The organism is Natronorubrum amylolyticum (genome assembly GCF_052040145.1).
In the GTDB taxonomy this organism is placed as follows: Archaea; Halobacteriota; Halobacteria; order Halobacteriales; family Natrialbaceae; genus Natronorubrum.
Window position 1 is genome coordinate 330,402 of the sequence record NZ_JBPPFW010000001.1, and the last position, 23,148, is coordinate 353,549.

At 66.3% G+C, this 23,148-nt stretch carries 16 protein-coding genes; 8 read left to right on the plus strand and 8 right to left on the minus strand.

Going from position 1 to position 23,148, the window contains the following annotated elements; genetic code table 11:
* The first annotated feature begins 70 nt into the window (after positions 1–70).
* The 4 genes from ACSFDB_RS01685 to ACSFDB_RS01700 all read left to right on the plus strand — a co-directional run bounded on the left by ACSFDB_RS01685 (position 71) and on the right by ACSFDB_RS01700 (position 11,880).
* Positions 71–3,892: a glycoside hydrolase family 97 N-terminal domain-containing protein gene (locus ACSFDB_RS01685; protein ID WP_440769313.1), complete on the plus strand. Its 3,822-nt coding sequence runs from the start codon at positions 71–73 to the stop codon at positions 3,890–3,892.
* Positions 3,893–4,160: 268 nt separating this feature from the next.
* Complete coding sequence (locus ACSFDB_RS01690; protein ID WP_440769314.1) at positions 4,161–6,653, plus strand: DNA topoisomerase I; 2,493 nt, start codon at positions 4,161–4,163, stop codon at positions 6,651–6,653.
* Between the two features lie 202 nt (positions 6,654–6,855).
* A complete protein-coding gene (locus ACSFDB_RS01695; RefSeq protein ID WP_440769315.1) occupies positions 6,856–11,202 on the plus strand; it encodes an outer membrane protein assembly factor BamB family protein in 4,347 nt (1,448 codons plus the stop codon).
* A gap of 63 nt (positions 11,203–11,265) precedes the next feature.
* Positions 11,266–11,880 carry a class I SAM-dependent methyltransferase gene (locus tag ACSFDB_RS01700; protein WP_440769316.1) on the plus strand — a complete coding sequence of 205 codons (615 nt, stop codon included), beginning with the start codon at positions 11,266–11,268 and terminating at the stop codon, positions 11,878–11,880.
* On the opposite strand, the gene ACSFDB_RS01705 is transcribed toward ACSFDB_RS01700, so the two are convergent.
* The gene (locus tag ACSFDB_RS01705; protein WP_440769317.1) at positions 11,877–12,596 is read right to left on the minus strand and encodes a TlpA family protein disulfide reductase; all 720 of its coding nucleotides are present in this window, start codon (positions 12,594–12,596) and stop codon (positions 11,877–11,879) included. The two genes, ACSFDB_RS01700 and ACSFDB_RS01705, sit on opposite strands and share 4 nt — an antisense overlap.
* 289 nt (positions 12,597–12,885) lie before the next feature.
* Between ACSFDB_RS01705 and ACSFDB_RS01710 the strand changes: the two genes are divergently transcribed.
* On the plus strand, positions 12,886–13,101 hold the full coding sequence (locus tag ACSFDB_RS01710) for a DeoR family transcriptional regulator (RefSeq protein ID WP_245724210.1): 216 nt from the start codon (positions 12,886–12,888) through the stop codon (positions 13,099–13,101).
* A gap of 19 nt (positions 13,102–13,120) precedes the next feature.
* On the opposite strand, the gene ACSFDB_RS01715 is transcribed toward ACSFDB_RS01710, so the two are convergent.
* Positions 13,121–14,026: a DMT family transporter gene (locus ACSFDB_RS01715; RefSeq protein ID WP_440769318.1), complete on the minus strand. Its 906-nt coding sequence runs from the start codon at positions 14,024–14,026 to the stop codon at positions 13,121–13,123.
* A gap of 146 nt (positions 14,027–14,172) precedes the next feature.
* Between ACSFDB_RS01715 and ACSFDB_RS01720 the strand changes: the two genes are divergently transcribed.
* A complete protein-coding gene (locus ACSFDB_RS01720) occupies positions 14,173–15,042 on the plus strand; it encodes a DMT family transporter (protein ID WP_440769319.1) in 870 nt (289 codons plus the stop codon).
* A gap of 46 nt (positions 15,043–15,088) precedes the next feature.
* On the opposite strand, the gene ACSFDB_RS01725 is transcribed toward ACSFDB_RS01720, so the two are convergent.
* The 3 genes from ACSFDB_RS01725 to lrpA1 form a co-directional block, all read right to left on the minus strand.
* Positions 15,089–15,685, minus strand: a complete 597-nt coding sequence (locus tag ACSFDB_RS01725) for a nitrous oxide reductase accessory protein NosL (protein WP_440769320.1) — start codon at positions 15,683–15,685, stop codon at positions 15,089–15,091.
* 84 nt (positions 15,686–15,769) lie between these two features.
* Complete coding sequence (locus ACSFDB_RS01730) at positions 15,770–16,267, minus strand: SRPBCC family protein (RefSeq protein WP_440769321.1); 498 nt, start codon at positions 16,265–16,267, stop codon at positions 15,770–15,772.
* Positions 16,268–16,334: 67 nt separating this feature from the next.
* Positions 16,335–16,763, minus strand: coding sequence for an HTH-type transcriptional regulator LrpA1 (gene lrpA1 / locus ACSFDB_RS01735; RefSeq protein WP_440769322.1), 429 nt, complete (start codon positions 16,761–16,763; stop codon positions 16,335–16,337).
* A gap of 204 nt (positions 16,764–16,967) precedes the next feature.
* Here lrpA1 and ACSFDB_RS01740 point away from each other — a divergent pair, with 204 nt between their 5' ends.
* Together ACSFDB_RS01740 and ACSFDB_RS01745 are read left to right on the plus strand one after the other, a co-directional pair.
* On the plus strand, positions 16,968–17,282 hold the full coding sequence (locus tag ACSFDB_RS01740) for a hypothetical protein (RefSeq protein WP_440769323.1): 315 nt from the start codon (positions 16,968–16,970) through the stop codon (positions 17,280–17,282).
* A gap of 75 nt (positions 17,283–17,357) precedes the next feature.
* A complete protein-coding gene (locus ACSFDB_RS01745; RefSeq protein WP_440769324.1) occupies positions 17,358–18,518 on the plus strand; it encodes a LolA family protein in 1,161 nt (386 codons plus the stop codon).
* A 128-nt stretch (positions 18,519–18,646) separates the two neighbouring features.
* Here ACSFDB_RS01745 and ACSFDB_RS01750 read toward each other — a convergent pair whose 3' ends face one another.
* From ACSFDB_RS01750 to aroC, 3 genes are all read right to left on the minus strand, one after another.
* The gene (locus ACSFDB_RS01750) at positions 18,647–19,582 is read right to left on the minus strand and encodes a thiamine pyrophosphate-dependent enzyme (RefSeq protein ID WP_440769325.1); all 936 of its coding nucleotides are present in this window, start codon (positions 19,580–19,582) and stop codon (positions 18,647–18,649) included.
* 2 nt (positions 19,583–19,584) lie between these two features.
* The gene (locus ACSFDB_RS01755) at positions 19,585–21,489 is read right to left on the minus strand and encodes a 2-oxoacid:acceptor oxidoreductase subunit alpha (protein ID WP_440769326.1); all 1,905 of its coding nucleotides are present in this window, start codon (positions 21,487–21,489) and stop codon (positions 19,585–19,587) included.
* A 433-nt stretch (positions 21,490–21,922) separates the two neighbouring features.
* Positions 21,923–23,074, minus strand: a complete 1,152-nt coding sequence (gene aroC, locus ACSFDB_RS01760) for a chorismate synthase (RefSeq protein ID WP_440769327.1) — start codon at positions 23,072–23,074, stop codon at positions 21,923–21,925.
* Between the last annotated feature and the right edge of the window lie 74 nt (positions 23,075–23,148).

Here is a 23,148-nt window from a genome sequence, read left to right on the forward strand (position 1 = left end):
GATAGCATTAGTGCCAACACGTCACAATTCAATACATTTATACTCGAGGGTATGGCATTCGTTCTCGTCGATGTTTGAGAAACAATTACAACAAACATACTCAGAATCGAGTCGGCGGCAGTTCCTCGGCGGCGTGACGGCGGCGATAGCCGCCGCAGCCTACACGCGGTCGGTGCCACAGGAGGTCGCGGCACAGGTGACGAACGGTGACGACGCTGGGACCCAGCAGGTCAGTTCGCCGGACGGGTCGATTTCGGTGACGGTGGACGTCTCGGACGGGACACCGAGCTACGACGTCGCGTTCGACGGGACGACCTACATCGAGTCGTCGACGGTCGGGTTCGACTTTCGGAACCAGCCGACGTTCGGAGCCGCGGCGGACGGCACTACGGGGAGCGAACTCGAGGTCACCGGAAGCGAACGAAGCTCCGAGACGGAGCAGTGGGATCCCGTCTGGGGCGCGTACGACAGCGTTTCGGCCGAGTACAATGCCCTCGTCCTCGGGCTCGAGGAGACGGACGAACCGGGCCGATCCGCTAATCTCGAACTTCGCGTGTTCGACGACGGACTGGGCTTTCGGATCGTCCTCGGCGACAGTTTCGCGAGCAACAGCGACAGAGCCGTCCTCACGTCCGAGAACACCGGGTTCGAGTTCGGTGGCGACTACACGTCGTGGTGGATCCCGAACGAAGTCACCAACCCGCGATTCGAACAGGAGTACGTCGAGACACCGCTCAGCGAGATTCCGGGGGGCTCGAGGGAGACCAGACCGACGGACACGCCGGTTCGGAACGGCGCGCACACGCCGTTGACGGTGCGTGCGGACGATGGCGACGCCTATCTGAGTATTCACGAGTCGGATCTGGAGGATTACGCGTCGGCGACCCTCGCCCCGCAGGACGACGAGGGCGGCACGGCGTTTACTACTGAACTGACGCCGCTGCCCGACGGGACGAAGGCGTCGCTCGAACTCCCGAACGCGACGCCGTGGCGGACGATTCAGATCGGCCGAGAGCCGGGCGACCTGATCGAGTCGCAGCTGATCCCGCTGTTGAGCTCCGAACTGAAGGAGTCGGCCCTCCCGACCGTCGACGGCGAACCCGACACGAACTGGATCGAGCCGCGGAAGTATATCGGCATCTGGTGGACGATGATCGCCGGCTCCGCGCACTGGGAGTACCGGCCCGACGATTCCTTCGACAGCCCAGAGGAGGCGGCGGGCTACATCCACGGGGCCCGAACCGAGCGCATGAAGCGGTACATGACGTTCGCCGACCGGAACGGCATCGACAGCGTGCTCGTGGAGGGCTGGAACCAGGGCTGGGATACCTACCCCGGCGACGGGACCGGACTCGAGTTCGGCGTCGACGACTCCTATCCGGACTTCGACGTACGCGAGGTCACCGACTTCGGACGGGACCTCGAGAACGACGTGGAGATGACGATGCACAACGAGACCGCCGGAGCGCTGCCGAACTACGAGGAGCAGATCCTCGAGGACGACATCTTCCAGCAGTACGAGGACGTCGGCATCCACTCCATCAAGAACGGCTACGTCTCCGATCCGGGGCTCGGAATCAACGGCGACGGCTCCGACGCGACGCACAACCAGCACAACCAGCTCGCGGTCAACCACCACCGGCTGGTCATCGAGGCCGCCGCGGGGAACCGACAGCTCCTCGAGATCCACGAGGGGATCAAACCGACCGGTGAGATCCGGACCTACCCCAACGTCGCGAACCGCGAGGTCGTCACCGCCCAGGAGTTCGACGGCTTCGACCAACTGAGTTCGAACGTCGGCCAGGAACACCACGTGACGATTCCGTTCACGCGCAATCTGGCCGGCCCAGTAAGCTACCAGCCCGGCATCTTCGACATCACGTTCACCGACGACCGTGGCGACCGGATCCAGACGACCCGAGCGAAACAGCTCGCGATGTACCCGAACTACCTGAGCGGGCTGCAGATGGCCGCCGACCGCCTCGAGGCTTACGTCGACGAGACGCTCGCGGTTGGCGAGTGCGTACAGGCCGCCTCCGGCGACATCGACGGCTTCGTCACGCTCGACGAGTGGCGCAACGCCTTCGGGACGAACTACGTCGCCGTCGATCCCAATCGGGTGCCGTCGGGATCGTCAGTCTCGTTCACCGTGACGGACGCCGATGCGGGCACGTACGACCTACACCTCCGCTACGCGGCCGCTCCCGAGGACAACGCGCCTCGAGTGATCGACGCCGGCGAGCCGCAGGCGAGCCTGCGGGTCAACGAGTCGACGACGACGATCAATCCCGAATTCACCGACTACTGGGATCAGTGGGAGGTATACACGACGACGGTCGACCTCGAGGACGGCGACAACGAGATTGCGATCGAACTCCAGTACAACGATTCCGGCGAGGAATTCGAGGGCGACGTCGGCGGCTTCAACCTCAACTCTGTCGGAATCAGCGAGGTCGACGCGCGGTCCCCGGTACCGGCCGAGTACGAGGGCTACACGCCCGACAACGAGAACTTCGACGCGAAACCCGAATTCGAGTTCATCGAGAACGTGCCGGCAGCCGGCTGGGACGAGACGACCGTCGTCGATTCGGCGATCGGCGACTACATCGTCACCGCGCGACAAGCGGGCGAGGAGTGGTACGTCGGTGCGATGACCGACGAGGGCGGGCGGGCGATCGACGTTCCGCTCGCGTTCCTCGCGCCGGGCGAGTCGGGTAACGCTGGTCGGGGCAACGGCCCTAAGGGACCCAAATACGTCGCCGAAATCTACAGCGACGGACTCGGCGGCGGCTACGAATCCGACCCCGAAACCGTCAGCATCGACGAGGCCATCGTCGACCCCAGTACGACGCTGCTCGCCTCGATGGCCCGCAGCGGCGGGACAGCAATCCGACTTCGGCCGGCGCGAGGCCGGGAACGCAGCGAACTGCCGACCTACGAGCGCCCGACGCAGGACCTCGAGTACAGCATCGACGAGGAGGCGGGACTCGGCACGCCGTTCATTTCGGCGACCGGGTCGAACGACGGCGCGTTCGTCGGCGGAACGACCGTCGCCATCGAGGTCGACGGCGACCGCGTGACGGTCGACAACGTCCGACTCTCGCCGAACGCGACCGACGAGCGGTTCGAATTCGGCTACACGATCACGTCGGTCGGCACGTACGATGTCGTCCTGCGCGATCCGGCGGACGGCACCGTCCTGGCTTCGGAAACGGTAACCGTTGCGCCCGGCGATCTCGTCGCCGAGTTCGACGACCCGCAGGGTGACGACCACGGCCCCGGCGAGTACACGTACCCAACCGACGGCGCGTTCCGGGACGGCGCGTTCGACCTGCGAACGTTCAGCGTCTACGAGACGGCGAGCGAGTACCTGTTCGCCTTCGAGGTCGAGAGCCTCTACGACGCCTTCGGCGGCGAGTTCTCGCCCCACTACTTTGCGGTCTACCTCCGCGATCCGTCCCTCGAGGGGGGCCGGACGACGGAAATCGGCGATCTGGCGATCACCGCCGGCTTCGAGTCCGAGTGGCACTACCGGCTCGACGCGAGCGGCTTCGGGTCGGGCCTGATCGACGCCGACGAAACCGACCTCGGCTCGCCGGAGACGCTCGTCGATCTCGACAGCGACACGGTGATCCTCTCGGTCGCGAAGGACGACCTGGACGTCGACATCGACGACACCGAGGTCGCTCCGGTGGTCGGTTCCGAGGACTTCGGCGCGTTCCGTCCCGTCGAGGTCGACGCGACCGGCTTCACGTTCGGCGGCGCACGCGAGGGGGCGGTCGAGAACGCCCCGCGGATCATCGACCTCCTGACGCCGGCGGGTGTCGAACAGTCCGACGCGCTCGCCTACGACGAGGAGACGCTCGCGACGATTCCGTTTACGCCGTTGTGAAACGCTGAACCGCAGGCGAGTCTCAGTCGAACGACGGCTCGCCGATCTACGCGACGGACTCGCCGTTCCACCCGACGGTCACAGTGCAGCGACACACCTCACGCACGCGCGACCGCTCGAGCGCACGTACACTCGCCCAGCGCACGCACACCCGCGCTGTCGGCGGGTTTTCGGCGAAAGCGTTATCAGATCCTCAGTCGTACCGGCCGACAATGCAGACCACTCGCCCGCACAGGCTGGCACCGACCGCTCGCGGAGGTGAGCCGTCGTGGAACTGATCATCACGGAGAAGGACAACGCCGCGCGACGGATCGCCGACATCCTGAGCGGTGGCACGTACGACTCGAGCCGCGAGAAGGGCGTCAACGTCTACGAGTGGGGCGGCAAGCGCTGCGTGGGCCTCTCGGGCCACGTCGTCGGCGTCGACTTCCCGTCGGAGTACTCGGACTGGCGGGACGTCGAACCGGTCGAACTCATCGACGCCTCGGTCGAGAAGACGGCCACGAAGGAGAACATCGTCGCGACGCTGCGGATCCTCTCGCGGAAGGCGACCCGCGTGACGATCGCGACGGACTACGACCGCGAAGGCGAGTTGATCGGCAAGGAGGCCTACGATATCGTCCGCGACGTCGACGAAGAGGTCCCGATCCGACGCGTTCGGTTCTCCTCGATCACCGAAAACGAGGTCCAGAGCGCGTTCGACGAACCCGACGACCTCGACTTCGACCTCGCAGCAGCCGGCGAGGCCCGCCAGATCATCGACCTCATCTGGGGGGCCGCGCTGACGCGATTCCTCTCGCTGTCGGCGGGCCAACTCGGAAACGACTTCATCTCCGTCGGCCGCGTGCAGTCGCCGACGCTCAAGCTGATCGTCGACCGCGAGCGCGAGATCGAAGCGTTCGATCCCGAGACGTACTGGGAGCTGTTCGCCGATCTCCAGAAGCGCGAGGGTGAAACGACACCGTTCGACGCGCAGTACTTCTACCGCGACGAGGACGACAACGAGGCCGAACGCGTCTGGGAGGAGGCGGCCGCAAGCGAAGTCTACGAGGTCCTCGCCGAGCGAGACAGCGTGACGGTCGTCGACGTCAACCGCCGAACGCGGACCGACACGCCACCGACGCCGTTCAATACGACCCAGTTCATCCGGGCGGCGAGCGCGATCGGCTACTCGGCGAAACGGGCGATGTCGATCGCCGAGGACCTCTACACGGCGGGGTACATCACCTACCCGCGGACCGACAACACCGTCTACCCCGACGATCTCGATCCCGAGGAACTGCTCGACGACTTCGTCGGCCACCCCACGCTGGGCGAGTCGGCCGAGAGCCTCCTCGAGGCCGACGAAATCGTCCCCACCGAGGGCGACGAGGAGACGACCGACCACCCCCCGATCCATCCGACGGGCGAGATCCCCTCCCGGGGCGGCGACGTGAGCGACGACGAGTGGGAGGTGTACGAACTCGTCGTGCGCCGGTTCTACGCGACGGTCGCCGAGGCGGCTATCTGGGAGCATCTCAAGGTCGTGACCGAGGTCGACGACTACCGACTCAAGTCCAACGGCAAGCGCCTCGTCGAAGCGGGCTACCACGACGTCTATCCCTACTTCAACTCCAGCGAGAACTTCGTCCCCGGCGTCGACGAGGGGGAGGTACTCGACCTCTCGGCGGTCGAACTCGAGGAAAAAGAGACCCAACCACCCCGCCGGTACGGCCAGTCGCGACTCATCGAGACGATGGAAGACCTGGGGATCGGGACGAAGTCGACCCGCCACAACACCCTCGAGAAGCTCTACGACCGGGGCTACATCGAGAGCGATCCGCCGCGACCGACGCGGCTCGCGATGGCCGTCGTCGACGCGGCCGAAGACTACGCCGACCGGGTCGTCAGCGAGGAGATGACCGCGCAACTGGAGCGAGACATGGACGCCATCGCCTCCGGCGAGGCGACGCTCGAGGACGTCACCGACGAGTCTCGCGAGATGCTCGAGGATATTTTCGCGAGTCTCGCCGAGTCGCGCGAGGAGATCGGCGACCAGCTTCGGAAGTCGCTCAAGGACGACAAGCGGCTGGGTCCGTGTCCCGAGTGCGGCGAGGATCTGCTGGTCCGGCGCAGTCGCCACGGCTCGTACTTCGTCGGCTGCGACGGCTATCCCGACTGCGAGAACACGCTCCCGCTGCCGTCGACCGGCAAGCCGCTGATCATGGAAGGCGAGTGCGAGGACCACGGCCTGAACGAGGTCAAGATGCTCGCCGGCCGCCAGACGTTCGTTCACGGCTGCCCGCTCTGTAAGGCCGAGGACGCCGGCGAGGGGCCGGTTTTGGGCGTCTGCCCGGACTGCGGAGACGAACACGACGGCGAATTAGCAATAAAAACGCTTCAGAGCGGCTCGAGACTCGTCGGCTGTACGCGCTATCCGGACTGCGAGTACTCGCTGCCATTGCCCCGGCGCGGCGATATCGAAGTCACCGACGAGTACTGCGAGGAACACGAACTCCCCGAACTCGTCGTCCACAGCGGCGACGAGCCCTGGGAACTCGGCTGTCCGATCTGTAACTACCAGGAGTTCCAGGCCCGCGAGAGCGAGACCGGCTCGGATCTCGAGGCCCTCGAGGGCGTCGGCGCGAAGACGGTCGAGAAACTGGCCAACGCGGGGATCGAGAGTCTCGACGATCTGACGGATGCCGATCCCGACAGCATCGCTGCGGACGTCGACGGCGTCAGCGCCGAACGCGTCCGGTCCTGGCAGGCCAAGGCCTGAGCCGCTCGCGACGAACTCGTTTTCGAGAGGCTAACCGACGGATTCCGTCCTGTAGGACGCTCCCAGCAGCGCTATCGCCGGTGTAGCGTCCCGTTGGAAACCAGTCACTCAGAGATAGAATTAACTTGGTGTGTCCGTATGCACAACTATCTACGCGACGACGTGTGGCTCGCTTACGCGCGTCGCGACACGGGTTGGATACATGACAGGGAACGACACGACGCCGACCGATCTCCAATTGGACGACCAGGGCGACGGAATCGAAGTGACCGTCGGAATCACGCAACTCGAGGCGTTTCTGACGGCCGACGATCCCGAGGTCAGGGAGTACGCCGCAAAGACGCTGGCGAACGAGGCTACGGAGCGACCGGACGACGTTCGCTCGGCCGTCGAGACGTTAACCGATCGCCTCGAGGACGACCCCGCGATCAGATCCCACGCGGCCGCGGCGCTGTCGGCCCTCAGTGCAACCCACCCCGCGGCGATCCGGGACTCGGTGCCGGCACTGACCGATCGACTCGAGGGCTCGACGGCGATCCGAGCGGACGCGGCCGACGCGCTCGCCGCCGTCGCGGCCGACGAGCCGCGGATCGTCACCGACTCGACCGATGCACTCGGCGCCTACGTGACCGACGAGAACGAACGCGTTCGCGTTCGAGCGACGGACGCCCTCGCCGCGATCGCCGACGCCGACCCCGAAACGGCCGCGGCGGTCGTCGACGACGTAGCCGAGGCGACCGACGACGAGACACCTGCCGTCCGCGAGAACGCGACGGCGATCCTCGCCGCGGTCGCAACGGACAGTCCCGGTGACGTCCTCGAGACGATTACGCCGCTCGTCGACCGTCTGGACGACGACGAACCAATCAGAGCGAACGCGGCGCGTGCGCTCCGAGCGATCGCCCTCGAGGCGCCGGTCGCGGTCGCAACCGAGGTCGATCCGCTCGCCGACAGACTCGCCGACCCGCGAGTGGGGATCCGAACCGACGCCGCGATCGCCATCGCCGCCGTCGCCGCGGAGCGCCCCGGCGCAGTGGGCGACGCCGTCGAACCGCTCGCGAACAGGCTCGACGACGTCTCCGAAGTTCGTAGCGAGAGCGTTCGAGCGCTCCGTGACGTCGCGGAGAACGATCCCGCTGCCGCCGTTCCGGCCGTCCAGGAACTCGTCGAACGGCTCGAGGACACCCGGGAGGACGTCCGAACTGACGCGGCCGGAGCGCTGTCGGCCGTCGCGTCGAAGCGACCCGCCGCGGTCACCGACGCCGTCACGCCGCTGGCCGACCGGCTCGAGGAGGGGACGTCGGAGATCCGAACGCACGGCGTCGCGGCTATCGCGGCCGTCGCGGAAGCTCGTCCCACCGCCGTCGAACCCGTGGTAACCGACGTTGCCGGCGTGCTCGACGACGAAGACGAGCTCGTCCGTCTCGACGCTGCTCGCGCCATCGCCGCCGTCTCCGAAGCCGCGCCCGATGCGGTCCGGCCGGTTGTCCCCGACCTCGCCGATCGACTCGACGATCGGCACGAACCGGTTCGCCACCGCGCGGCCGACGCCCTGAGCCCCATCGCGCTCGAGGCTGGCGAGGCACAGCGGGCCTCGGACCGTGCGAACGGGTCCTCGACCCGCGAGGCCGACGACGACCCCGACATCCCCGCGCTCGTCGATCGACTCGAGGACGGCGACGAGTGGGTCCGAGGCTACGCGGCCCGCGCGCTCGCAGAAGTGGCCAGCGCGCAGGTGGCCGACGCCCACCCGGCGATCCGGTCGCTGCGCCGGCGGCTCGAGGACGACGCGGCGCCGGTTCGCCGGGCCGCAACGCGCGATCTCGTCACCGTCGCGGCCGAGGAGCCGGACGACGTTCGCGTTGCCGTGGCCGCACTCGGCGACCGATTGAGCGACGACGACGCGACAGTCAGGAACAACGCGGCGATCGCGCTCGGTAAACTCGCGGAGCGCTATCCGGCCGACGTCCGCGAGGCCGACGTGCTGGTGTCGCTGTTCGGCGCGCTCGACGACGACGACCGAACGATCGCGGCGACCGTCCGTAACGTGCTCGCGACCATCGTTTCCGACGGGACGGACGACTATCGGCCGTCGGTCGTACTCGCGATCGAGGCGACGACCGCCGAGGAGGAACGGGTTCGCGTAGCCGCCTGCGAAGCGCTCGCGACCCTCGGTCCGGACACCGGCGAGGAGACCGCGGCCGTGATCGACGCGCTCGGCGAGTTGCTGGTCGATCCGACGCCAGCCGTTCGCACCGCGGCGCTGTCCGCGCTCGAGACGACGCTCTCGGCTGACGTCGACACCGAGCCGACGCCGACCGACGCCGTCCTCGAGGTTCTCGCGGCGGGCGACGAGCGCTCGGCCGCCGTCGCCGACGCACTGGCGGACGTTGCCCGAAGCGAGCCGGAACTCGTCGGCGACGACGCCACGCCACTGCTGGAGCGATTCGACGCGGCCGAGGGCCGCGAGCGACGGGCGCTCCTCTCAGTGCTGACGACGGTCGTCGAGGCCGGCGACGGCAACCCCGTGACGGGACTCCTGCTCGACCGACTCGAGAGCGACGGGGACCGACGCGCGATCGCCGGGGAGATCGCGCGACTGGCGGCGACGACGCCCGATGATGTCGTCGCCGAACGAGATCGATTGCAGGGTCTGCTCGCAGCCAGTGCGGCGGAAGACGACTCGAGTGGCTCGTCCCGGACCGGCCACGACGAGGCGATTCGCGGCTACGCCGCGCTCGCGCTCGGCACGCTCGCGGTCACGGACCACGACGACGGCGAGACGCTGGGATCGGCGCTCGAGCACGTCGACGATCGCCTGCTCGACGCCGCCTCGCTCGCGACCGGCGGCGAGACGCCGACCCACACCGACGGCATCAACAAGCAGCTCTCCGGGATGGGGCGGCGACTGGACGGCGATCCCTGGGCGGCCGGGCTCGCGCTGCTTGCACTCTCCGCTCTGGCCGACGAGTCCGACAGTCTCCGGCCGACCGGCGTCGCGAAGATCGCCGGCGGACTCGAGGCCGAGAGCCCGGTCGTCCGGGTCACCGCCGGACGCGTCCTCGAGACGATGGCGACCGACGATCCCGCGGGATTCGAGGAGGCGTTCCCGTCGTTGGTCGACGCGCTCTCCGACCCCGACGGCGACGTCCGAGCAACCGCGGCAGCCGCACTCGCCGCGTGCGCCGAAGCCGACGCCGGACCCGAACTCGAGGATGCCGGTACGGACCACCTCACACACCTTCGTCGGTCGCTCGCCGATCCCGATGGCCGCGTTCGTGCGCATGCAGTTCGGACGCTCGCGGCGCTCGAGGACACCGACTCGCTGCCCGCGATCGACGCGCTCGGCGACGATCCCGTGCCGAGCGTTTCGGAGGCGGCGTCGAACGCGACGACGCGTCTCGAGAGCGTACGGGAACGTGACACGGACACTGACGCGGACGACGAGATCGGCGAGTCCGACTGGCCGATGGTCCGCGGGGGGCCGATGCGTCCCGGCTACGTCGCCGGCGAGGCGCTCGACCGTCGAGCGAGCGAACGGTGGCACGTCGACTGCGAGGCCGACATCGACATCGAGAGCGCACCGGCACTCGTCGGCGAGACGGTCGTCGTCGGACGCGACGACGGCAGCGTGAGCGCGCTGGCGATCGAAGACGGCCACGAACACTGGCGGTTCGAGGCCGGCGGTCCGATCAGATCCGAGCCGGCGGTCGTCGACGGGACCGTGTACGTCGGCAGCGACGACGGCGCCGTCTACGCGCTCGACGCCGAAACCGGCGAGCGAGCCTGGCGCTACCAGACCGACGGTCGCGTCCGGACCGCACCGATCGCCGTCGACGGGACCGTGTACGTCGGCAGCGACGAACTCCACGCGATCGACGCCGAAACCGGCCAGCCCGTCTGGACCGTCGACCTCGAGGCCGAGACCGAAACCGACCGCGGAGTGATCGTGGGGCCAACGGTTGCGGACGAGACGGTGTACGTCGCCGCGGGCGATCGACTGTTCGCGGTCGCGGCCGCCGACGGGAGCCTCCGCTGGGAGACCGACCTCGAGGCACCCGTCGACACCCCACCGGCGGTCGCCGACGGGCGGGTGTACGTGGCCTGCGGCGAGACGCTGGTGGCGCTCTCGAGTACCGACGGCTCACCCGAGTGTCGGTTCGACACCGGCGGTCGGATCGAGACGTCGCCCGCCGTCGCCGAGGGAACGGCCTACGTCGCCAGTTCGGACGCCAGCGTCTACGCCGTCGACGCGGCGACGGGAACCGAACGCTGGCGTGTTCCCGTCGGGCGGGTCACGACCGGTCTCGCCGTGATCGACGGCGCCGTCTATCTGGGCACGGAGGACGAGAGCCTCGCCGCGCTAGGGACCGCGGACGGCACGCGACTGTGGCACCACCAGTCTGCGGGTTCCGTCTCGTCGCTCGCCGTCGCAAGCGGTCGGCTCTGCGTCGTCGGCGAGACCGGAATCACGACGATCGGGGACTCGAACGCGTCGCTGACGGACTCGATCTCCGGGCTGTTCACGCGCCTCGGCGGGGACCGATAGGACCGCTCACGGGGTCGGGAGGGGAACTGAACGATCAAGTAGCGCTCGCCCGTTTGGACGCCCATGAGCGACGAGCGCGAGCGGTGGAACGAGAAGTACAATCGCGTCGAATGGAGCCTGCCCGATACCCCCATCCCCGAACTCGAGCGACGGCTCGCGACCCTGCCGGACGGGCGCGCACTCGACGTGGCGACCGGCACCGGGCGGAACGCACGGTTTCTCGCCGCCAACGGCTACGACGTCGACGCCGTCGACATCTCCGACGTGGCGCTCGAGGACGCACGGGCACGCGCCGAGGAACGCGATCTCGAGGTGAACTGGATCAGAGCGGATCTGGCCGACATCGATCTGGAGGTCGACGCCTACGACGTGATCACGGTGAGTTTCTTCGCGGCGCTCGAGCACCTGCCCGCACTCAAGGAGGCGCTGGCACCCGACGGCGTGCTCGTCTACGAACACCACCTGCGCTCGAGCGACGCGGTCGAAGTCGGGCCCTCGAGCGAGCGGTTTCAGTACCGATCGAACGACCTCCTCCGGGCGTGTCTCGACCTGACGATCCTCTCCTACGAGGAGCGACGACGGCCAGTTTCGGGCGGTATCGCCGCGGTCGCGACGCTCGTGGCTCGGAACTCCAGTGGTGGCACTCAGTCGTACCCGAAGCTTCCGGCGCGCGACTAGTCCTGAGACTCGTCCGCTGCCTCTTCGCCGTCATTCGGTGGTTCCTCGTCGCCGTCTTCCGCCCCATCGTCCGTCGATTCGTCGTCCATCCCCTCGTTACCGTCGCCGTTCGTCCCCTCGTTATCGTCGTCCGTCGATTCGTCGCCCGCCGCCGACGCCTGTGCCTCGAGTGCGGTCTCGACGCCGGAGACGATATTCGACGCCGTCGTGCCGCCCTCGTTGCGCCAGTGGACTTCACCGTCGCCGTCGATGGCGACTAGTGTCGGGAAACTCCGAACGTCGTAGTAGTCGTTGAGCACGCCGCGTTCGTCGATACCGATCGTCCAGTTGCCGTCGTGTTCGTCCCACCAATCGGCTAACTCCGCCGGCGAGTTCGACGGGCCCGAGGAGTCGTCGAAAAGGGACACGACCTCGACGTTGGTCTCGGCCGCCTCGAGTTCGGCCCTCGCCTCGTCGATCGCGGGCAACAGCCCACGGCTGGTCGGGCAGTCCGTCCGGGTGAAGTTGATCAGCATGACCTGCCCTGCCCGCGGAATCGTGACGGTTCCCGCCTCGCTGCCGGGTGCGTCGAGGGTCTGGATCTCGAACGGCGGCGAGTCGTCGGTCGTTTCGGTCTCGCTTTCGTCGGCAGCGTCGTCGTCCCCGTCGTCGAGACAGCCCGCGCAGGCGATCGAAACGGCCCCCGCTCCGACGATCACGAACTCTCGCCGTCTCATCGCGACCACCGTTTACCGTCAGGTTCCGATTTCGTCGTGCGCTCGAATCGGGCAGCGAACTCGAGCCCGCTCCGGCGCCCGCGGTGTCCCACCATAGTTCGTTCTCGAACGCTGGTACCAAAGAATCGACGGTCCAGACCGACTCACCGAGCTGTGACGGTCCCCGTGTAGCGGTGTTCGGGTGGTGCCTGCTTCGAGCGCCGATTCTCACACGAAATCCAGAGTTTCTCTCAGTCGGATACGGTACCGAAACAACTATGCATATTTTCGCCTAGTAGATGGTTATACAATGACCAACTGCTCGAGTCGAGTGCTCCTCCGGGTCCTCGACGAGCGCGGGGCGGTCGAAACGACGTCGCTTGCGGACGCACTCGACGTCCATCCGGTGACGGTAAGCAAGGAGTGTCACGAACTGCAGTCCGACGGTCACATTCGCCAAATTTCGGGCGGCGTGTACACGATTACGGACACCGGCGAGCGACACCTCGAGACGCTTTCTGAATAGCGACAGTTCGGCCCGGCGATCAGGACTCCGGCCGCTGTCGCCGCTCTCGTTCGATCGTCGTCACGTAGATTCCCGCGAGGACGACCAGCCCGCCGACCACGGTCACCGCGTCGGGAACCTCCGAGAGCAACACCAGCGCGAGCAGCGTCGCCCCGACGGGTTCGCCGAGCCAGGCGACGCTCACCACGACCGACTCGAGGTGCTTCAACACCCAGTTGATGACGGTGTGTCCGAAGACGCCGGGACCGACGGCCATGCCGAGAAAGAGCAGCCACTCCCGCGGTGGATACGCGAGGAAGTCGTGGCCCTGCGCGCCGACGAGCAGACACAGCGTGAGCGCACAGGCGGTGTAGACGACGGTGACGTAGGGGAACAGCGAGACGCGCTGGCGGATCGACCGCCCGGCGAGCACGTAGCCCGCGACGGTGACCGCCCCGAGCAGCGCGAGGGAGTTTCCGTAGAGCGTCGCGTCGGAGACCGGCGCCTGCCCGGCGTCGCCGAACGACATGACGGCCGCGCCGACGATGGCGACGGTGATTCCCAGGACGGTCTCACGGCTGACTCGCTCCCCGAGAACGAGTGCTGCCCCCAGCGCGACGAAGATGGGCTGGCTCTGGACGATGGTCACGCTCGCCGCGACGCTCGTGTGGTTCAAACTCTCGAACCACGCCGCGAAGTGGATCGCGAGGGCGACCCCCGCGAGGATCGCGAAACCGAGGTCGCGACTCGAGAGCCGACCGAACTCCTCGCGGTAGCGAAGCAGGGCCACCGGGGCGATCAGCGCCGTCGTAAACAGCACCCGGTAGAAGGCCGCGACCGAACTCGGGGCCGTACTCCAGCGCACCAGGATGGCGCTGGTGCTCGCCGCGAACACCGCGAATGCCAGCGCGACGACCGGCGTCACCTCGAGATCGGAACTGCGCACAGTCCGAGACACTCGGAGGAATCTCAAACCCCTTCCGAAACGGGGCGGTTCGAGGCTTCCGACCGACCTCGAGCCACCCGCGTTTCGAGCGTGAGACGGTGGGACCGGATCGCCGCTGCTATAGGTCGGACTCTGGGAGTTTTCGTATGGACGAGCGGACAGTCGGCACCGCGTGCGTACTCGCATCTGCCGTCGGGTTCGGGGCCACCGGGATCTTCGGCACGCTCGCGAGCGATATCGGTCTCTCGATCCCGACCGTCCTCGTGTTCCGGTTTGCCATCGCGGCCGTCGTCCTCTGGCTGCTGCTCGCGGTTCGGGGCCGGCTCCGTCCCCTCTCCGGGCGAACGTTCGTCTACGCGATCGTCCTCGGCGTCGCCGGCTTCGGCGCGATGAGCGGTTTCTACTTCTGGGGGCTCGAGTATCTGACCGCAGGATTGGTCGCCATCGTCCTCTATACGTATCCCGCGATCATCGTCGTCGTGACGATAGCCACGAACCCGAACCGCGTCAGCCGCTCGCTCGTCGCGGCGCTCTGTCTCTCGCTCGGCGGCGTCGCGCTCATCGTCGGCGCGGATCCGACCGGCGCCGATCCGCGAGGCGTCCTCATCGTTTTCGCCGGTGCCGTGAGCTACGCCGGCTACGTGATCGGGAGCGAGCGCGTCCTCGAGTCGGTCGATCCGGAACTGCTGACGGCACATGTCCTGCCCGCGGCCGGCATCGCCTTCCTCGCGATCGGTCTCGCGATGGACGCGTTCACAGTGCCGGCAGCGACTGAGACGGCGGCCTGGGGCGTACTGGCCGGGCTGTCGATACTCTCGACTGCGGTACCGATTCTCCTGCTGTACGCCGGCCTGCCGCGGCTCGGCGCGAGCAGAGCGGGCATCGTCAGCACCGCCGAACCGGCCGTCGCCGTCGTTCTGGGCGCGGTGATACTCAGCGAGTCGGTAACGGTTGCAACGGTGCTCGGCGGCGGACTCGTCGTCGTCGGCGTCCTCCTGATTCACCGTCGAACGTGAGTGCAGAACAGATTTTGGTGGGTCGTCGTACGAACGGATCGAGCCCCTACAGTCGGCTCGCCCGGTAGATCATCGCGACGTCTCGATCGACGTCCTCGAGACCGATGACGTCGTCTTCCGTCAACTCCTCTGCGTCCCACTCCTCGACGAACTCGAGGGCGTCGGCTTCGTCGCCGAACGCGCGCGGGTTGATCGTCATCGGATCGTCGACCGCGTCCTCGTCGGTGATGAGGACGTAGTACGCCTCGGTCGCGTCGACGAGATCGCGCGTCTCGTAGTCCATCGTCCAGGCGTTTTCGATCGGCGAGTCGGACGCCGTCGCGGCGACGTATGCAAAGAGGCAGCCGGTCGTGTCGAAGATCGCTCCCGTCCCGTCCTCGTGGGCGAGTTGCGCGTTCCACCGGGAGTAGTTCGTCGGGGGCATCCCGCAGACCGGACAGTCCTGATCGCCCGTGAAGTCGACGGGGTCGTCACCCGGGTGCTCCATGTTGGGTTCGAACGTCCGCTCGTCGTCGCCGTTCTCGTCCCCAGTGTCGTCGGACTCGTCGTCGCCGCTACAGCCCGCAATCCCCGCAACCGCACCCGTTCCGAGGAGTCCGAGCAGCCGTCGGCGTTCGAGGAGGCGCCCGTCGCGTTCAGTCATACGTGTGGCTATCGGCCGAATCACCAAAACGCACGTGGTTCAGTTGCCGAACCGGCCGCCGCTCGGGGGAGGCGGTGTGGTCGGTCACTCGAGGCGCGCTTTCGTCAGCCGATGGCGCGTTCGAAACATCCCTTCGAAACCGACCTGCGAGAACGGCGTGACCGCACCGACGAGTCGGCCGATGGTGGGTTCCCCGCTGTACGGCAGTTCGTACTCGACGCGGTCCCGCAGAATCGTCTCCTCGCCGTCGGCGAAGAACGTGTGGGTGTGGAGCCAGTGATCGAACGGCCCACCGATCATCTCGTCGCGGAAGTAGGCGACGCCGTCCTCGCGCTCGCGCTCCGTAATCAGGGAGGTGACGTACTGGCGGGGACCGATGCCGAAGGGGCGCATCGACAGCGAAATCTCGGTCCCAGCCTCGAGAACGGCGGGGTCCGAGTCGCCGTCCGGTCCGATCATCGACTCGACGCGCAACCCCATCCAGTCGGGTGTGAGCGCCTCGAGCCCCTCGATTCGGGAGTGAAACTGCCAGACGTCCTCGAGCGGCGCGTCGATCGTACTCTGGCGTTCGTAGGTCGGCATAGCCGTACCCACGGCGGCCGGCGTGAAAACGAAACTGCCGAACAGTGTCTCGGCCGGACGCTCCGGACTACTTCAGCCGCTCCTGCAGGAACGACGGGTGCGCCGCGGTAACGCCGTCGATCTCGAGAATTCTTTCGGAGATGATCTCGCCCAGCGCGTCGCCGTCCGCGGCGCGAACCTCGGCCATCAGCATGTGATCCCCGCTGGAACTGTAGAGGGCTTCGATCTGCGCGAGATCCTTGAGAGCGTTCGTCGCCTCGACGTAGCGTTCGCTCGCGACGTCGATCCCCACCATGGCGATGGTCTTGCTCGAGAGCTTCTTTGGGTCGATGTCGGCCGAGTAGCCGACGATTACGCCCTCCTCCTCGAGCTTGTTGATGTACTTTCGAACCGTCGGCTTCGAGACGTCCGCGCGGTCGGCGATCTCGGCGTAGGACGCCTGAGCATCCTCTTCGAGAACGTCGAGGATGCGATCCTCCGTCGCCTGTGTGCTCATGAGATACTGTTTTGCTCGGACGGAAAAATATCTTTTGTATCCGAAAACGACCGGAATTCCGGGGACGACGCCGCTATCGGTCGGGTCAACCGCCGGTATTCGGACACGGAGTGAACCGACAACCTCGCCGAAGCTCGTCGCGTCATCCACCGGGACGGGACCGAGGGACTTATTCGCGTACTGACCCGAGTTTCGGCGGAACACATGGTCGACCCGAGCCTCATCAGCGGGACCGTCTGGCTGCTCTGTGGGATCGCGATCCTGTATCTCGGCTACCTCATCGCGATTCGCGGACGGGCGGACCTGCACGCGAACTACGACGAGTCGGTCGATCCGGCGTACGTCTCTCGGTGGGCCGGCGGGACCGCCCTGCTCATGGGCGCGCTCGTCGTCGCTTACGGGATCCGCGAGATACGCTACGGGTTCCAGCCCACCGCACTCGGCGGGCTACTCGTCGCCCTGCTCGTCCTGAGCTACCTCACGAAACTGTTCGCACGCGGGTTCGGCTACCGTGGCTGAGGGCACTCGTCGCGCGTCGACCCCACCCGGCGATGACCGGTGACATAATATGCCACGGGTGTCAACTTGCCGAACATGTCCCCCAGCGATGCCACTCATCAATCCGCCCTCCTCCTGGTGGTCGTCGCACTCGCCTGCCTGAGCGCCGGCTGTGTGGCCCTTCCCGACGAGGGCGTCTCGCAGGACCACCTCGAGGATCGATTCGCGGAGACGGAGCCGCCCGAGTCGGCCGCTGCGACGGTCGAAATCACCGAGACGGTCGACGGTGAAGTGACCACGCACACCGAAACCGTCTGGCTGCGTGCCGACGGCGCGAGTCGGATCGAGACGACCGAAGACGGCGCCGAAATGGTCATCGTCAACGACGGCAGTGAGCGCTACTTCCACGACCGCGAGGCGGATTCGGTGCGGAGTTACGAGATTGATTCGACCGCGACATCCTACCTCGAGGGGCTCTACGAACAGCCCGAACGGTACGTCGAGAGCTACGACGTAACCGAGATCGAGGAGACGACGGTCGACGGCCACGAGGTCTACCGCGTCGAGTTCGATCCGCCGGCGAACGAGACGATCGACCGCTCGATCAGCGTTCAGCTCGGCCCCGACGAGTACGTGTTGCCCCTCGAGACGAGCGAGGTGGATACCGCCGAGCGAAGCGCCGACCGGGTCGAACTCTGGCTCGATCGGGAGAGCATGTTCCCGGTCAAACACGCCATCGCCGGCGACGGGATCGAACTGGAGACGACGTATCGGTCCCTCTCGCTCGACGAGCCGCTCGAGGAGGGGCTGTTCGACCCGCCCGAAGCCGACGACGGAAGCGACGCCGAGGAGTTCGTGCTGCCGACGATTACTCACCACGAGTCGGTCGCCGAGGCCGACGCGGCGGCGCCGTTCTCGGTCGCCGAACCCGAGGCCGACGCGCTTCCCGACGGCGTCGAACTCGAGGAAATCAGTCAGTACGTGTTCCACGACGAGGACCGAACGCAGGTGACGCTGAGCTACCGGAACGGGGACGGCGATTCGATCGCGGTCACCACGAGCGACGGCCAGCGACAGTTCGCGACCGGTGGCGATCCGGTCGCCGTGGGGAACGCGACGGGAACGCTCGCCCACACCGACGAGGGAACCGAACTCCAGTGGTCGTGTGACGGCCTGTACTACTCGGTGTTCGCCGGCAGCGGGTACGAAAGCGAGACTGCCGTCTCGATTGGCGAGTCAGCGAAGCCGGTGTGTTAACGACCAGCGTCGGTGACCGTCGAAAACGAGACGGTTCGGACTGATTCACCGGCAGCGGTCGCTCGTCGAGGCTATTACGGTAAAAATCGAATCACGTCTCGAGCGGCGTCGAAACGCTGCGTCGACGGTTACTTGTGGCGGTCGAGCAGGTCGTAGCTGCGCTCCCACTCGCTGTCCTCGTCGAAGTAGCGCTCGGCGAGGGGCTGGTCGGGCATCTCGCCGACGGCCGACTTCTCCTGCTGGTAGGACGGCCGATCGTCGTCGATGTAGTATCGACCCGTCAGGACGGTCCCCTCTTTGAGGACGTCCTCGGTCTCGTACATCATCTCGGCGGCTTCGCGCCGGTCGTGGACGTCGAAGTCGTAGTCGTCGGACTCCTGGACGTCGATGTAGGGGACGTACTGGCGAGCGTCCTTGTTCCACGTCGGACACTGCGTCAGGAAGTCGACGTGGGCGAAGCCGTCGTGTTCGATGGCCTCCGCGATGATCTCCTTGGCCTGGTTCGGGTTGACCGCGGCCGTGCGAGCGACGTAGCTCGCGCCGGCGTTCAGCGACATCGACAGCGGACGCAGCGGCGTCTTCGCGCTCCCGGATGGCTGGGTCTTGGACTTGTGGCCCTTCGGACTCGTCGGCGAGGTCTGGCCCTTCGTCAGGCCGAAGATCTCGTTGTTGAAGACGATGTAGGTGATGTCGTGGTTCTCCCGGGCCGTGTGGATCCAGTGGTTGCCGCCGATCCCGTAGCCGTCGCCGTCACCGCCCGCGGCGATGACCTCGAGTTCGGGGTTGGCGAGCTTCGCGGCCCGAGCGACGGGCAGCGAGCGGCCGTGGATCGTGTGGAAGCCGTAGGTGTCGAGGTAGCTGTTCAGCTTGCCGGAACAGCCGATCCCGGTGACCGTCAGCACCTCTTCGGGCGTCCTGCCGACTTCGGGCAGGGCCTGTTTGAGCGACTTCAGGACGCCGAAGTCGCCACAGCCAGGACACCAGGTCGGCTGCGGTTCGACACCGGGCGTGAACTCGTCCCGGTCGATCTCTCGTTCCTCTCCGATGGCGTTGAATGCACTCATGATTAGTCACCTGCAGCGGGTTCGATTCGTACCTGTGCGGTCGGCTCGCGGTCCTCCTCGGCGAGGTTGACCTCGTAGCCTTCGACGACTTCCGCCGGTTCGAACGGGTTCCCGTTGTACTTGAGGAGACTGGTCATCTTCTCGCCGAAGAGACCCAGTTCCTTCTGGATCAGGCCGCGGAACTGTGCGGTAGCGTTCATCTCGACGACCATCGCCTCGTCGACGCTCTCGAGGAATTCGGTCATCTCCGCCTCGGGGAACGGCATCATGTCCGAGACGGTGACTCCTTTGACGGAGTGGCCGTCCTCGTTGAGCCGTTCGACGGCTTCGGCGACGGCACCGTGGCTCGATCCCCACGTGATGATGCCGTAGTCGGCGTCGTCGTCGCCGTAGTAGGTCTGGTTCGAGGGATGTTCCTCGTCGAGTTCGTCGCGAATGGTGTCGAGCTTCTCGATCCGGCGAGTCATCTGCGCGACTCGGTTGTCCGGGTCTTCCTCGATGTGTCCGACGGGGCTGTGTTCGTTCCCGGTCGCGAGGTAGCGGCCGCCCTTCTGGCCGGGCAGCGACCGCGGGACAACGTTGTTCTCGGCGTCCTCGTAGTTGAAGCGCTTGAACTTGCCGCTCGCGTCGTGAGCGGCCTCCTTGAGTTCTTCTTCGGTGAGCGTCGAGCCCAGGTCGGGCGCGGGCTCTCGGTCGAAGAACTCGACGTCGACGTTCTTGTTCTCGCCGGAGAGCTTCTGATCGTAGATGACGATCACCGGAAGCTGGTAGTCCCAGGCGATCTCGAAGGCGAGTCGGGTCTGTTCGTACGCCTCCTCGATGGTCCCCGGTGCGAAGACGACCCGCGAGGAGTCGCCCTGACTCGTATAGAGGACGAACTCGAGGTCGCCCTGCTCGGGTTTCGTCGGCAGGCCGGTCGACGGACCGGCGCGCATCGATTCGACGAGGACGAGCGGCGTCTCGGTCATTTCGGCGAGTCCGAGCGGTTCGCTCATCAGCGCGAAGCCACCGCCGGAGGAGCCAGACATGGCCTTCGCGCCGGCGTGGCTCGCACCGAGTGCGAGCGCCGCGGCGGCGATCTCGTCTTCGACCTGCTCGGAGATCCCTCCCATGTCGGGGAAGTTCTGGCTGAGGATGGTGAACACGTCCGTCCACGGCGTCATCGGGTAGCCAGCGATGAACCGACAGCCGGCGTCGATCGCGCCGTAGGCGATCGCGTTCGAACCCGACAGCAGCGCCTGCTCGGTGTCGTGTGAGCCCGTGGGCGCTCGAAGGTCGTGCTCGAACTCGTACTCCTCGTTGGTCATGTCGTAGGCCTCGTGGAGAATCTCGAGGTTCGCCTCGAGGATGTCCCCGCCCATGGCGTCGGACATCAGATCCTCGATGTGCTCGAGGTCCATGTCGAGCAGGGCCGCGGTGACACCGACACCGGCGGTGTTACGCATGACTTCGCGCCCGTGCTCTTTGGCGAGGCCGCGGAGGTCCATCGGGAAGACGTGCCAGTCGTTCTCCTCGGCGCGCTCCTCGAGGTTGATCTCCTCGACGTCCTCCTCGCTGACCAATCCCTCGTCGTAGACGATGATGCCGCCCTCACGCAACTCGTCTAAGTTCTCGGATAGGGGTTTGATCTCCTCGTTGCCGTAGTAGGCCTCTTCCTGCGGGTTGCGGGCGAAGGAGTCGCCCAGCGAGAGCAGGAAGTTGTAGCCGTCGCCCCGTGACTGTACCTCGTGGGCTGCGGCCCGGATTTCGACGTACGTGTGGCCGCCGCGAATCCGCGACGGATAGTGCCGATGGGTGAATACGTCGAGCCCCGAGCGCATCAGCGCTTTTGCGAAGTTCTGACTCGTCGAGTCGATCCCGTCTCCGGAACCGCCTGCAACTCGCCAGATAAGTTCGTCGTCGCTCATAGTAGATCAGTGGCCGGTATGGCCAACCGTACCCCGATTTTGATCTACGTAACCTAAAGCCTTTGCTATAGATTATCATGCATCTATCGTGAAGAATGAACAACCACACAATATACGCGATTATTGACCGTGAACGTTCGGTGTACTAGTGAATTTATCTATTGTTTGTGAACGATCGAACGACCGATTGCAGCGTCGGTGACGCCATACTTGCGCGAGCGGAAATGGTTATATACGGTTTCGCGGCGACGGTCTCGAATACGCACAGTCGTCGTCTCCGGTGTCGGACGACCTGACGTCGTCCGAAACGCGAGAGCGGTGGGTTCTGGCTTCCTCGAGCGAGAACTGAGCCGACTACCGCCTCGAGGGTGGCACTCGAGACCGTCGAGCCTCGAGTTTGGCACCAAAAAACCCGGAAACGTGAGAACGGTCGTTACCGGTTGTTCGGGTTGCTCGGGTGGTACTCGGTATCGTACTCGCCGGGCTGGTCGTCGACGCGGTCGGGGTTGAGTCGACCCGACAGCAGCATGAAGTCGACCAGCGTCAGCGCGAGCATGGCCTCGACGACGGGAACGCCACGTGGTGGGAGAACGGGATCGTGGCGACCGATGACCTTCTCCTCTTTGAGTTCACCCGTCTCCCAGTCGGCCGTCTGTTGGCTCTTCGGGATCGAGGTCGGCGCGTGGAGGGTAACCTCGCCGTAGATCGGCTCGCCGGACGAGATACCGCCCTGAATGCCGCCGTGGTCGTTCTCGACGGGTGTCGGGTTGCCCTCGTCATCAAATTCCCAGTCATCGTTTCGATCCTTCCCGGTCCACTCTGCGGCCTCGGTTCCGAGCCCGAACTCGAACGCCGAGGTTGCCGGAATCGCCATCATCGCCTGCCCGAGACGCGCGGAGAGCGAGTCGAACCGCGGCGCGCCGAGGCCGACCGGGACGCCCTGCGCCTCGAAGTAGATGCTGCCGCCGATAGAGTCGCCTTCTTCCTGGTAATCCGCGATCAGGTCCTGCATCTCGTCGGCGGTTTCGGGATGGGCACAACGGACGTCGTTCTCCTCGCTGTGCTCGAGCATCTCCTCGAAGCTGACCGCCGGGGCTTCGATGTCGCCGATCTGGTTTACGTGGGCCTTCAGTTCGATACCTTCGCGAGCGAGCAGCTTCTTCGCGATGGCGCCGGCGGCGACCCAGTTGACCGTCTCTCGCGCGGACGAGCGACCGCCGCCGCCCCAGTTTCGCGTGCCGAACTTCGCCGAGTAGGTGAAATCGCCGTGGCTCGGTCGCGGCGCGGTGATGAAGGGTTCGTACTTGCCCGAGCGGGCGTCCTTGTTCTGGATGACCATCCCGATCGGCGTGCCGGTGGTGTAGCCGTCCTGTACGCCCGATTTGATCGAAACTGCGTCGGGTTCGCCGCGGCTGGTCGTGATCATCGACTGGCCGGGTTTGCGTCGGTCGAGGTCGCCTTGAATGTCGTCTTCGGAAAGCTCGAGACCTGCGGGACAGCCCGAGACGGTACAGCCCATCGCCTCCCCGTGGCTCTCGCCGAACGTGGTCACCTGAAAGAGGCGACCGAAGCGGTTGCCGTTCATTACGCTCCTCTCGGGGACGGGGACACTTAGCGGTACGTGATTCCGCAACAGTCCGAAGTCGGGATGGGCTTCGG